This is a genomic window from Stieleria tagensis (assembly GCF_024129865.1).
Lineage (GTDB): Bacteria > Planctomycetota > Planctomycetia > Pirellulales > Pirellulaceae > Stieleria > Stieleria tagensis.
Genome location: NZ_JAMYFE010000021.1, coordinates 30388 through 42902 on the forward strand (window position 1 = coordinate 30388; position 12515 = coordinate 42902).

General features: G+C 56.9%; 5 protein-coding genes. 3 read left to right on the forward strand and 2 right to left on the reverse strand.

Annotation, left to right across the window (positions count from 1 at the left end):
* Positions 1-147: 147 nt before the first annotated feature.
* On the forward strand, positions 148-3963 hold the full coding sequence (locus tag NHH03_RS03485) for a hypothetical protein (protein ID WP_253154353.1): 3816 nt from the start codon (positions 148-150) through the stop codon (positions 3961-3963).
* Positions 3964-3983: 20 nt separating this feature from the next.
* Complete coding sequence (locus NHH03_RS03490) at positions 3984-5588, forward strand: protein adenylyltransferase SelO (RefSeq protein ID WP_253154354.1); 1605 nt, start codon at positions 3984-3986, stop codon at positions 5586-5588.
* 12 nt (positions 5589-5600) lie between these two features.
* On the opposite strand, the gene NHH03_RS03495 is transcribed toward NHH03_RS03490, so the two are convergent.
* Together NHH03_RS03495 and NHH03_RS03500 are read right to left on the reverse strand one after the other, a co-directional pair.
* Positions 5601-7073 (reverse strand): DUF1501 domain-containing protein, encoded by a 1473-nt coding sequence (locus tag NHH03_RS03495; protein ID WP_253154355.1) that lies wholly within the window; start codon positions 7071-7073, stop codon positions 5601-5603.
* Positions 7070-10342, reverse strand: a complete 3273-nt coding sequence (locus tag NHH03_RS03500; RefSeq protein ID WP_253154356.1) for a DUF1553 domain-containing protein — start codon at positions 10340-10342, stop codon at positions 7070-7072. The genes NHH03_RS03495 and NHH03_RS03500 overlap by 4 nt, the downstream gene beginning before the upstream one ends.
* A gap of 191 nt (positions 10343-10533) precedes the next feature.
* Here NHH03_RS03500 and NHH03_RS03505 point away from each other — a divergent pair, with 191 nt between their 5' ends.
* Complete coding sequence (locus tag NHH03_RS03505; RefSeq protein WP_253154357.1) at positions 10534-12510, forward strand: peptide ABC transporter substrate-binding protein; 1977 nt, start codon at positions 10534-10536, stop codon at positions 12508-12510.
* The last annotated feature ends 5 nt before the right edge of the window (positions 12511-12515 follow it).

A 12515-nucleotide genomic window follows, 5' to 3' on the forward strand; every position in this document is an offset into this window, starting at 1 on the left:
CAGCAGACTGATCTTGCGCCGACGCCGCAATTCTTTGTAGGCTCACCGACAGCGCTACCTGGGTGTGACGGATACCCATCTCCATCTGCGGTGGCGCCGCTGTGTGTAAGGGATGGATGATCGTGCGGCTGGCACAAGGATGTGACCGTGAAGACCGACAAGTATTTGCTGGATGACATTGCGCGAACGCAACTCGATACGACGCGCCGACGACGTGAAAATCGCTCGCGCCGCTACTATCAGATGTTGCTGGCCGCGCTCGGGATGGTCGGCCTGCTGATTTTGGCTGCACCCAGTCTGGTCAGCCGATCGGGAATCGCCAAGTCTCTGTTGGCATCGACCGCACAGCGCTACGGATGGACGGCCAGTGCCGGCTCGATTGATGTTGGATGGATCACTCCGCTGTCGATCAACCAATTGGAATTGGTCGGCCAGTCCGGAGAAACCAGAATTCAAATTGATCGCACGGGCACCGCGCTGACGGTGATGAATCTGTTGCGATTTGACCCCGCCAAAATTGGTGAAGTTTCGCTGCGCGGTGTCGATTTCAGTTGCAGGGTTTCACCGGGCCACTCGTCGGTTGAATCGGACTTGGCAGAACTGCTGACCCCAAATGATTCGACCGATTCATCACTGCGGGCGATCATCCAAGTCCAAGACGCCGGGGCCACTGTGACCGATTCGGTAACCGATCAGTCCTGGACGCTGAATCAATCCAATCTCAATATCAATCTGGATGGCACGCAGATTTCGGGCGATGTCGCCGGCGTGGTCAACGCTCCGGGCGGCAGCGACGGCGCCATTCAAAGCAAATTTGTCTGGCAACCCAATTCGCAGTCAACCAAACCGGATAGCGAAACAATCACGACCGTCAGCGCGGGGAAACCCGGCGATGATGGTTCGCGACTGTGGGAGTTAACGGTCGACACGGAATCATTCCCGCTGTCGGTCATGAATCTGGTCTCCCGCCGTTTTGCCGGCGCTGTCAATGCGATGCCGGATGGGTTTTCGGGAGACACGACCGGTCATTTGCAGCTCTCTGGCGCGTTGGATGGTTCGGTCAAAGCCGAGCTGGGAAACCTTCGTATCCGCAATTTGCAAACCGTTCACGACCCCCAGCCCGACGCCCCTGCCAAACAGTGGGGAAATCAATTGGCAACACTTGACGGCCGATTCGCGATTTCCGACGGCTGGTTGTTCGGCTATGGGCTGGAGGTGACCACCGATTTTGCATCGGCGACGCTTGATGGTTCGTTCCCGACAACGATTTCATTGACCGGATCACACGACAATCCGATCAGCTGGTTGCAAGCGCTCGATGGTCAAGCACGACTGGATGTCGACTTGGCAGCATTGGATCGCGCGATGCCCGGATTGCTGCCGCTGCGCAGCGAAACCACATTGGTGTCAGGCCGCGCGCACGGCATCATCGAAAACTCCAATCGCACCGGATCGAACGCGTCCCGACGCAGTCGGTTGAAATTCAGCAGCGATGCGATTCGCGCTCGGGCCGACGGTCGCATGGTCGCCATTGAACCGATCGAGTTGACCGCCACGGTTGCCGACGACCAGGGAACCCTGCGCGCCGAACGATTCGATTTAAGCAGTTCGTTTGCCAAGGCATCGGGCAGTGGATCCCTGCAAGATGGCACGGCGGATCTACAAATTGATTTCGGCCGGCTGTATTCGATGCTGCGACCGGTGATCAATTTGTCTGAATCGTCGCTCGGGGGCACCGCCGGCGGCCAGGTGAAGTGGAGCGTTTCACAGGATGCAAAATCAAGCATTGATATCTGGGGGCTCTCCGGCCAAGGCGAAGCCAAAAATCTGATGGTCACGCTGCCTGGCGGCCACCGATTCAAACGGGCGATCGTGCAAGGCGAGCTTTCGGCCAAAGGCCGTTGGAACGGAAAAGCATTGCAGCAGCTTTCTGCCGCAGAAGTGGTGATGCACAGCAGCGGCGTTTCCGCCAGCGCGCAACTGACCGCACCGGTGAACAATCCCACGGCGGATTCGATGTATCCGATCCATCTGACCACCGACGGCCGACTGGAGAATCTCAGCGAATCCCTGCGTCCCTGGTTACCCGAATTTTTTCATGATGCCGAAGGCCGGGTGACGGGAACCGCCATTGCGACTCTCAGTCGGTCACAGGGCACATTGACCAGCGCCGACTTTGATCTCAGCCAGCCCCGGTTCGCCTACCGCGGCAACTGGTACAGCCAACCGACGCTGAAGGTTCGCTTCGAAGGCGTTTTGGATTGGCCCAGCGGCAACTTTTCGACGCAGCAATGCACGGTCGCCGGCCAAGCCATCTCGCTGGCCGTCCAAGGAGAGGTCAGCCCTGAAAAAACACAACTCGATGTGGCTTGGGAAGCCGATTTGGAACGCTTGCAAAAAAGCATGGGTGCGACCGTGGCACGGGCTCGTACCGTGGCTGCAATTCGGCCGGTCGGTTACCGCGCAGTGCAACAGGAACCCTATCGCGTCGGCGGGCATTGCAAAGGCAAAGCCACGATCACCAGGAAAGCGGACCATTGGAGAATTGATTCCTCCGCAGCGGCAACAAACTTGGCACTCTATCCGCCCACCCATCACTACCCCGTCCCGCCGGGCACCTCGGTCACTGCATTTGGTCCTCAGGATCAGCCGACGTTCAGTCAAAGCATGCGACGGTCAGGGAACCTCAGTCAAACCGACCCGATTTGGATGGAACCGCAACTGCAGATCGAAGGTCCGATCGAATACGAGACGGACAGTGGCATGATCACATTGCAAGGGCTGGCGTTCAGTAACGACGCCCTGTCCGGCACCCTCTCGGGCCTGATTCAATCGAGTCCGCAGAACGTACGCGCGGATTTGAAGGGCACGGCAACGTGGCAGATGAATCGGGTTGCCGAGCGTCTCTCCACACTGATCGGCACACCAATCTATGCCACCGGGATTCATGAAACACCGATCGAGCTGACCATTGTTTCGCCTGCCGACCGACCGATGACGATCACAGCGACTGGCGAATTGGGATGGGATCAATGCGACGTCGCGGGAATTCGAATGGGCAAGTGTGTGCTCCCCTGCCGAATCACCGAAAATCAAATCAAGATCGCCAAAACCACCATTCCGCTGATCTCCATCTCCGCGGCCCAGTCAGCAACCGGACAGTCAGCGACCGGACCATCGTCCGAAGTCAGCCCGGAAGCCGGCCAGGCTCGGTTTGCAGCTGAAATCAACTATGCGTCCGGCCCCATGACCATTCGTTTGGACCAGGGGGCTAAAATCGAATCGCTGCGAATCACGCCCGCCGCCGCAACGACTTGGTTGCAATACCTGGCGCCACTGGCCGCCGGGTCCACCCAGATCGATGGCATCGTGTCCGCAGAGTTCGCCGATGCGTTGATCGTGATCGACAACCCGTCCACCAGCACAATTCGCGGTTCATTGGATGTTCAAGAGATGCATTTGTCGTCGGGGCCGCTGGCTCGGCAGTTGATCCAAGGCGTGGACCAAATCAAATCGTTGGCTCGACTGACCGGTGCCGAAGTGGCGCCGGCGGAACAACAGACCTGGATCGAGATGCCGGCGCAAAGTGTTGAATTTGCGTTTGAAAACGCCGTCGTCTCGCACCAACGAATGTACTTCCAGATCGATCGCGCGGAAGTCATGACCAGCGGTCGGGTCGGACTGGACTCGCAAATACAATTGGTGGCGCAAGTCCCCTTGGACGCGCGGTGGTTGGGCAGTGACCTGAAAAGTCTGGCTGGCCAAACGCTCACCTTTCCGATCACTGGTACACTGACGCGTCCCACACTCGATTCGTCGGCGCTGCGAAACATGGTGACGCAGTTGGGAACGCAAGCCACGGCCGAAGTCGTTCAGGATCGTCTGGACGGATTGATCCAAAAGCAACTTGGATCGGGAATGGAACAACTCAATTCAGGCCTGGAAAAGTTTCTGGGTTTCTAACAACCCCAATTTTGACAACCATGTCTGCACCCGAGTGGATCGACGATTGGTATTCGTTGTGCTTCGACAACCGTTTCACGCGTGAGTTGCCAGCCGATCCGGAATCGTCAAACACCACCCGTCAGGTTCACAACGCTTGCTATTCCCGCGTCCACCCCAAACCGGTCGCGAGTCCAAAACTGATCGCCTATTCGGCGGAAGTGGCCGAGCAATTGGGCATTCCACCGGCCCTGCTCGAATCACAACAATTCGCCGAGGTATTCAGCGGCAACGCGGTGCATCCGTCGATGGATCCCTTTGCGATGTGTTATGGCGGGCATCAATTTGGCAACTGGGCCGGACAGCTCGGTGACGGACGCGCGATCAATTTGACCGAAGTGACTGCTGCGGACGGTCGCCATTACACCTTGCAGTTAAAAGGCGCCGGGCCGACGCCCTATTCCCGATTCGCAGATGGGCTGGCGGTTCTCCGCAGCAGCGTGCGTGAATTTCTTTGTAGCGAAGCGATGCATCACTTGGGCGTGCCCACGACACGAGCACTGAGTTTGGTGTTAACCGGCGATTCGGTAACGCGTGACATGTTCTACGACGGGAACGCGAAACAAGAACCCGGCGCCGTCGTCTGCCGAGTCGCTCCTTCGTTTGTACGACTGGGCAGCTTCCAGATTTTTGCCAGTCGTGATGAGTTCGAGACGCTGCGCAAACTGGTCGATTTTACGATCCGCAATGACTTTCCCCATCTTGGTCCGCCCTCACCGGAAGTCTACGCGGAATGGTTCGCCGAAGTCTGTCAGCGGACGGCGGAACTGATGGTGCACTGGATGCGAGTTGGATTCGTTCATGGTGTGATGAATACGGACAACCTCTCGATCTTGGGGCTGACGATCGATTACGGCCCCTACGGATGGCTGGAAGATTACGATCCGAATTGGACTCCCAATACAACGGATGCCCAGGGCCGACGCTATCGCTACAGCTATCAACCGCAAATCGCGCAATGGAACTTAGTCCAGTTCGCCGGTGCCATTTTGCCGCTGGTGGACAATGACGTCGATCAACTGCAGCCCGGGCTGCGGCATTATGTGGCAACCTTCGACGAAGGCTGGCATAGCATGATGGCAGCAAAATTGGGGTTGGGCAAATTTCGTGGCGAAGACGACAAAAAGCTGTTTTCGGACTTGCTGGATGTGCTGCAACTGGCCGAAACCGATATGACGTTGTTCTATCGGCGACTGGCCGATGTGTCCTGCGACGACGCGGTTGATTCGGTGTGTGATCAATTGTCCGACGCCTATTACCAACCCGATGAAATCAACGACCAAGTGCGCCAGGCGACCAACGAGTGGTTCGATCGCTATCGAGAGCGCATTCGCAGTGAATCGATCAGCGACGATCGGCGACGACAACGCATGAATCGTGTGAACCCGCTGTACGTGCTGCGGAACTACTTGGCACAGTTGGCAATCGATCGTAGCGAGCAAGGCGACCACAGCGGTATCAGCGAATTGCTAGACGTGCTCCGCAATCCTTACCAGGAACAACCCGGCAAACAGGCCTTTGCCGAGAAGCGTCCCGAGTGGGCGCGTCACCGCGCGGGATGTTCGATGTTGTCGTGCAGTTCCTAAAACGGTGACCGCTTAGCCGATCAGGTCGTGGATCACGTGAGCCGGTTCGACGCCGGTCAGTTTTTGATCCAGCCCTTGAAATTTATAGCTGAATCGCTCGTGATCGAACCCCAGTAGGTTCAACACCGTCGCATGGAAATCGCGAATGTGGATCGGGTCTTTGACGATGTTGTAGCTGAATTCATCGGTTTCACCGTAGATGGCTCCTCCCTTGGCTCCGCCACCGGCCATCCACATTGTGAAACAACGTGGATGATGATCCCGACCATAGTTGTCGCGTGACAACTTGCCTTGGGTATAGATTGTGCGGCCGAATTCACCGCCCCAAATCACCAGTGTGTCGTCCAGCATGCCGCGTTGTTTTAAATCTTCCAGCAACGCATAGCAGGGCTGATCGATGTCCTTGCATTGGCTGGGCAATCGGCCCGAGACGTTGCTATGGTGATCCCAGTTGTTGTGATAGACTTGGACAAAGCGAACACCACGCTCGGACAGTCGTCTGGCCATCAACGCAGTGTTGGCAAATGTCCCTGGCTTCTTGGCATCGTCGCCGTACAACTCGAAAGTGTGTTCCGGTTCGCTGGCCAAATCCGTCAACTCGGGCACACTGGCTTGCATCCGGAATGCCATTTCATATTGCTGAATCCGAGTTTGCGTTTCTGGATCGCCCAAACGTTGGTATCCCAGTTGGTTGATTTGGTTTAGCTGCTCGATCGAGCGGCGGCGGAGCGCATCGGGAACTCCGGGCGGATTATTGATAAACAGAATCGGATCCCCTTTGCTGCGAAAGGAAACGCCAGCGTGTTCACCGGGCAAATAGCCCGCACTCCAAAGCCGCGCCGAAATGGCCTGTTCTTGTTCACGATTGCTGGGGACGGCGACCAACACCACAAACGCCGGAAGGTTATCGTTCATCGACCCCAGTCCGTACGATGCCCAGGAACCCAGGCAGGGGCGACCGGTGACTTGATTGCCGGTTTGCATGGCGGCGATCGCCGGTTCATGGTTGATCGCTTCGGTATGCAACGACCGCATCCAGCAGATTTCGTCTGCCATTTTGGATAGGTGTGGCAACAGTTCTTTGTTCATCCACATCCCACAGTCACCGAACTGCTGGAACTTGTATTTACTCGGTGAAATCGGAAACCGTGATTGACCACTGGTCATCGTCGTCAACCGCTGGCCATTGCGAATCGATTCAGGCAGGTCTTTGTCATACCAGTCTGCCATGCCGGGTTTGTAGTCGAACAGATCCATTTGTGACGGACCGCCAACCATGTGCAAGTAGATGACTCGTTTGGCCCGTGGCGCGAAATGCGTTGGTATCGCTCCGGACGGATGGCCCGCCCCCAGCGCCAATGAATCGCTCCACGCACCACCGAGTAGCGAACCGATGGCGGCACCGCCTAGCAAGTGGCTGCCGTCGGTGAAGAATTGTCGCCGCGATTGCAGACCGGCTCCAGTCATGTGATTGAAACCACTCATTTGCAAACGACCTCGTCTAGATTCATGATTTGATTACACACCAATGTCCATGCCGCTAATTGGGCCGCATCGATTGATTTGGGTCTGTCGCTCTGGCCGACGGCAATCAGTTGTTCTGCGTCATCGGGATGTGCCAGATAATGGTTGCGGAACTCACCCAAGCTGGTCAGCAGGATCTCGGTTTCCACGGCATTGATCTCACGACACAACACGCGCCGCGCGATGGTGGTCGCGATCCGTAGGTCGCGGTCGGTTGATCCCGACTCTGGCGTTTCGGCGAGCACCGATTGGGCCAGGAATCGAGCGGCTTCGACGAACTGAGGATCGTTCAGGGTGACCAACGCTTGCAGCGGCGTGTTGGTCCGTTCGCGACGAACCACACAGACCTCGCGACTGGGGGCATTCAGCGCATCCATGTTCGGCGGCGGTGCCATGCGTTTCCAAAAACTGTAAAGCGTTCGCCGATACAAGCCTTCGCCATCGTCTTGTTTGTACTCGCGCGTGTCACTTCCCGGCAGTCCGACGATGTTCCAAATATCAGTCGGTTGATAGGGCCGTACACCAGGACCATACATCTGGTGCGACAGTAATCCGCTGGCGGCGAGTGCTTGGTCGCGAACCATTTCGGCATCCATCCGAAATCGCGGGCCACGTGAAAGCAACGCGTTGTCACGGTCGCCCAGCAACTTTTCAGGGGTGGTGATCGCGGCCTGTCGATAGGCGGCGCTTTGGAACAGTCGTTTGAAAAAACGTTTGACGTCGTATCCGTGTTGCTGAAAATCCACTGCCAGGTAATCCAGCAATTCAGGGTTCGAAGGCAACATGCCGGTCACGCCAAAGTCTTCGCTGGTCGGAACCAGTCCACGGCCAAATACTTGTTGCCAGAATCGATTCACGGTAACACGCATGGTTAGCGGATTCGCCGGATCGACTAGCCATCGTGCTAGACCGAGCCGATTTTTGGGATCACGCGGGTCCATCGGATGCAGTGCCGCCGGGGTCGCTGCGGCGACTTGATCACCCGGCTGGTCATACTGGCCACGCATCAAGATGTGCGCCGTCGCTGGTGAATCCATGCGTTCGCGCTGGATGTGTGTGATCGGGCTGCGTGCTTCAATCGCCTCTCGTTCTTGCTGCAAGGTTTGAACGGACTGGACCAGTGTGTAATAGTGATCGTCGACAGCCACCAAGTAAAATTGGTCGACCTGTTTGCGGTCTTTGGCACTCCATTTTGAACCGGCATCTCGCGCGGTGATCAAACGTCGAATCTCTTGAACGTGGAGCAGTCGACCAACGTCGGAACTGGAAAGCTTGCGGCGATAGAAACGAAAATCGCCGATCCCCATGCCGACCATGGCTTTCCCAGTGTCTCGGGCGCCTAATTGCAGGGCGACATCGTTGACCAATGTCGCGCCGGGTTGAAGTGTTTCTGTTTGTGTGGTTAGCGATTGTGGAATTCCATCCAGATAGATCGTGATCCCAGCCGTTTTGCCCGACCCGTCGTAGGTCACCGCAACGTGTTGCCAGTGTCCCGGTTTCAGCACCTGTTTCTCTGTCGTGGCTTTCAAGGCATTGTCGGGCCAATGATCAACCAAATGCACGGCCAACGCATTGCCCTGGCGAAACAAATCCCAACCGCGGTGACCGGGGCCGGCAGCCATTTTGGCAATGAAGCTTTCACCACCGGATTCCGGCGCGTTGATCCAGGCCGAAAAGGAGAACGCGGTACCAGGGGCGACATTTCCGATCGGCCCCAGTTCAATCGGTTGACCGTCTTGGATCACCGGAGTGGGGGCGTGATCCGCGGACGATTTCCAAACCAATTTGTGGTCTAAATGAAAGGTCACGTCCAATTGCCCGTCACTGCGGAGATCATTCCCGTGACCTTCATCGAGTGGCAAATGGGCGACCAGTCCGGCCGTTGGGACCAACTGATCCAATTCGTTCAAATCAACGGCAGCGGCCCATGCATCGATCGATGCTTTGGCGGTGTCTGGATAGCCGTCGCGCGCGGCGATTGCAGCGGCGATTTCCTGCGGCAACGCTTCCCAGCGGGGACGGTCGGCATCTGTCGGTACCGCCAGGATTGGTCCCAGACCGTCGGCACGGTTGCCGTCTTTGGCACGCTGCGTCGTATTGCCGAAAAACGCGGCCAACGAGTAGTAGTCTTTTTGTGTGATCGGATCAAATTTGTGGTCGTGACATTGGGCACAGTTGGTAGTCAGCCCCAGAAAGACCCAGCCAAACGTTTGCACGCGGTCGGCCGCATAATTTGCCAAATTTTCTTCGTCGATCGTGCCGCCTTCATTGGTCGTGATATTGCATCGTTGAAATCCGGTCGCGATCAGCTGCGATTCCGTGGGGCTGTCCAATAGATCCCCGGCGATTTGTTCGATGATAAAACGATCGAAAGGTTGATTGCGGTTGAACGCTTTGATCACCCAATCACGATACGGCCACATCTCGCGATAATTATCAAAATGTAACCCGTGAGTGTCCCCGTACCGAGCGGCGTCCAACCAGTATCGACCGCGGTGTTCGCCCCAGGTTGGTCGATCCATCAAGCGATCGATCCACTGCAGGTACGCTGGCTCGCCGTCGCGCGCATAGTCACTGACAAACGCCTCGCGATCGGCTGGGGAGGGAGGCAATCCGGTGACGTCTAGATGCAAGCGGCGAAACAAGACGTCGGGTTCAGCTTCGGCGGCCGGTTGGAGATCAATTGACGCCAGTTTTGCGGCGACGTAATCATCGATCGGATTCTTTCGCCAATCTTGATTCGCAACCGGTGCAGGTGATTGGATCGTCGCCGGTACCAACGACCAGTGACGCTGGTACTCTGCCCCAGATGCAATCCAGCGGTTCAATGTTTCCCGCTGCTGCGGGCTGACCACTTTTTTGGAATGCGGTGGGGGCATCACCACCTCCGGGTCGTCGCTTTGAATTCGAGCAATCATTTCACTCGCTTCCGGATCCCCGGGAACGATTGCGGCACCCTCGATCGCAGCGTCTCGTTGGTCCAACCGCAGATCAGCCGCGCGTGATTCGGCGTCGGTTCCATGACATGCGAAACAGAGGTCTGCCAAAATGGGACGGATGTCGCGGTTGTAGCTCGGGTCAGCGGCGTCAACCCGGGGGGCGGTCCAACCTGCCGCCAACAACAGCAGCATGCCAGATGCAAGCTGACGCAACCGCCATGGCGTTGCAAACGGCGATGTACGGCCAGATTGCGTCTGGCCGATGGGGGTAAGACGGGCACGTCGTCTCATCAATGAACCTCGGGCGAGAAAATCACAAGCGTGTGATGGTGGGATTGCATCAGTCTACTTTGAACCGGGGTTGATTGTGTGCCGGTAGCCGTTTCGCTATCGCATCAAACTTGCCGATCCGACTAAACTTCCCCGCATCGCCCAGCCAGCGTTTTCTCATTTTGCCAGCCCAAACTGAATAGAGACACACAGTGCCCCCGGAAGTTCGGCGTGGAATCGTTATTTTTTCCTGTCTGGTCACGCTTGTCGCCGTGATCTGGGCGGCTCGAATGGACTACGTCCCTCCGGCCCACTTTTCGTTGCAAAATGGCACCGACCCCAAAACGCTGGACCCTCACCGGGCGACCGGACAACCGGAAAGCAAGATCATTTTCGAGCTATTCGAAGGTCTGCTACGGATGTTGCCCGAGGGTTCGCCGGATCCAAAAACCGGTTTGCAACCACTGACACCCCAGCCGGGGATGGCGACCTCGTATGAGGTCAGTGAAGACGGCAAGACGTACACCTTTCATCTACGCGACGGACTGGTTTGGACCGACGGAACGCCCTTGACCGCTCACGATTTTGCTTGGTCATGGCAGCGGATGTTGCACCCTGCCACGGCCTGTGAATACGGCTACCTGATCAGCGAAGTTGTCCTGGCCGACGAGTATCACCATTCGATCGTCAAAGTCGGTGACCGCGTCGAGGTCGAGCTTTGGGATCGACCGGGTGAATCGTCCGGCAGTGATGCCAATATTCAACACTTTCCCCGTGGGACAATGAAGTACGGCACGCTTCGGGCGATCATCAAACCCGATCAAATTGTATTGCCGGATTCGGCCAGTGACGACGCACGCGAATCGGCCGAGCTGGATTGGCAAGAGAGTTGGGTCTATCAAATCGACGTGGCGCCCAGTGACGGTTCGGGCAACGTGGACTGGGATGGCCCCACAACGCCCGAGGAATTCTCGGTTTCCGCCCAGGTCGCTCGCGACGACAGCATCCAGCGGACTCACGGCGTGATGGTGGACTTTCAACACTTCGGTGGAGCGCAAGCGGTTGACGATCAGACCTTTGTCGTACGGCTCAACAACGCGGTGCCCTACTTTCTGAATCTGGTCGCCTACTACCCGCTGTTTCCGGTGAACCGAAATTGCATCGAAACTCACGGCGCGCCACTGTGGACCAAGGCGGAAAATATCGTCACCAATGGTCCCTACATGCTGCAGTTTCGCCGGCTGCGTGATCGCATCCGTGTCGCCAAAAACCCGGACTACCACAACGTCGACTCGGTGGGCATGGAGACGATCGATTTCATCTCACTGGAAAGCCAGAACACGGCGCTGAACATGTACGAAACCGGCCAGATCCAATGGGCCTACGATCTGCCGACCTCGGTGCTGGAAGAATTGAAAGACCGCCCCGATTTTCACAGCGCCCCAAAGCTGTCGATCTATTTCTACAAATTAAATCACGACGTGCCGCCACTGGACGACATTCGAGTTCGTCAAGCGCTCAGCATGGCGATCAATCGGCGACAAATTGTTGAAGAGGTCTCCAAGGGGGGGCAACAACCGGCGTACTCCGTCGTGCCGCCAGGGATCGCCGGATACGACAACGCCGATGGTTTACACGAAGACGTCGCGCGCGCCAAAGAACTGTTGGCCGAAGCCGGTTATCCCGGTGGACGCGGATTCCCCAAGATCTCATTGCTGTACAACACCAGCGAAACCCATCGCCCGATCGCCGAAGTCATTCAGCAACAGTTGCAAAACAACCTGAACATCAAGATCGAATTGAAGAATATGGAATGGGGCAGCTTCACCGAAACGGTGCAAATGGAAAAGTACGAAATGGCGCGTTACGGCTGGGTCGGCGACTACCCCGACCCGAACACGTTTCTGGACATGTGGGTGACCGACAATCCGCAAAGCAATACGAATTGGAGCAACCTGGAATACGACGGTTTGATCAAGGCGGCCAGCACCGAACTGGATTCAACCAAGCGAATGCAGTTGCTGCGACAGGCAGAAACCATTTTGGCAAACGAGTTGCCAGTGATCCCGATCTACTTTTACACCTCCGCCGAGATGGCCAAGACCAACATCGAAGGCTTCGCACCGTCGGCCCAGGACCTGCACCCGTTGCAAATCCTGCGCTACCGATCCGAGACACCCAAGGAATGATGCCG

What these genes read in the sequence shown, in the direction of transcription:
- NHH03_RS03490 (WP_253154354.1), top strand. Translation starts at nt 3,984, where the DNA reads ATGTCTGCACCCGAGTGGATCGACGATTGGTATTCGTTGTGCTTCGAC.
- NHH03_RS03495 (WP_253154355.1), bottom strand. Translation starts at nt 7,073, where the DNA reads ATGAGTGGTTTCAATCACATGACTGGAGCCGGTCTGCAATCGCGGCGA.
- NHH03_RS03500 (WP_253154356.1), bottom strand. Translation starts at nt 10,342, where the DNA reads ATGAGACGACGTGCCCGTCTTACCCCCATCGGCCAGACGCAATCTGGC.